Source organism: Actinocorallia aurantiaca (assembly GCF_039533685.1).
In the GTDB taxonomy this organism is placed as follows: Bacteria; Actinomycetota; Actinomycetes; order Streptosporangiales; family Streptosporangiaceae; genus Actinocorallia; species Actinocorallia aurantiaca.
In genome coordinates, this window is the sequence record NZ_BAAATZ010000059.1 from 1 (window position 1) to 1,035 (window position 1,035).

The window sequence follows — 1,035 nt, forward strand, 5'->3', positions numbered from 1 at the left end:
CGCCCCGTCGCGCAGGAGTGGGAGGCCTCCGGCCGCTATCCCACGGAGATCGTCGAGGGCATGAAGGACCTGGGCCTGTTCGGGCTGACCGTCCCGGAGGAGTACGGCGGCCTGGGCGTGGACATGGTGTCCTTCGCGCTGGTGTTCGAGGAGATCTCCAAGGGGTGGATGGGCATCGCCGGGATCCTGGGCAGTCACTCCCTGGCCTGCTGGATGATCAACAAGCACGGCACGCCCGAGCAGAAGGCCCGGCTGCTGCCCGACCTGGCCACCGGCAAGCGCCGTACCGGCATCGGCCTCACCGAGCCCGGAGCGGGCACCGACCTCCAAGGGATCGCGACCACCGCGCGCTTGGAGGGCGATTATTACGTCGTCAACGGCAGCAAGACGTGGATCACCAACGCCCGCCACGCCGACCCCCTGCCCGTCCTGGTCAAGACCGACCCGACCGCCACGCCCGCCCACAAGGGCATGTCGGTGCTGCTCATCGACGCCGACACCCCCGGCTTCACCGTCTCGCGCGACCTGCCCAAGCTCGGCTACAAGGGCACCGAATCGTGCGAGATCACCCTCGACAACGTCCGGGTGCACAAGGACAACCTCCTGGGCGGCATCGAGGGCCGCGGCATGCAGCAGGTCCTGGGCGGTCTGGAGGTGGGGCGCATCAACGTCGCCGCGCGCTCTCTGGGGATCGCGCAGGCCTCCTACGACGAGGCCCTGGGCTATGCGGCGCAGCGGGAGGCGTTCGGCAGGCCCATCCACGACTTCCAGGCCGTCCAGCTCAAGATCGCCGAGATGGGCATCAAGGTCCAGGCCTCCCGCCTGCTGGTCTACTGGGCCGCCTCCCAGGCAGATGCGGGACACCGCGTCGACATGGAGGCCGGCATGGCCAAGACCTTCGCCTCCGAGGCCGCCATGGAATGCGCCCTGACCTCCATGCAGGTCCACGGCGGCTACGGCTACTCCAAGGAATTCGTCGTCGAACGCCTCTTCCGCGACGCGCCCTTGATGAGCATCGGCGAGGGCACCAACGAC

The 1,035-nt window shown here is 68.7% G+C and carries 1 protein-coding gene; it reads left to right on the forward strand.

The features are described from left to right. On the forward strand, positions 1-1,035 hold a 1,035-nt coding region (locus ABD327_RS37345; protein WP_344458530.1), incomplete at both ends, for an acyl-CoA dehydrogenase family protein.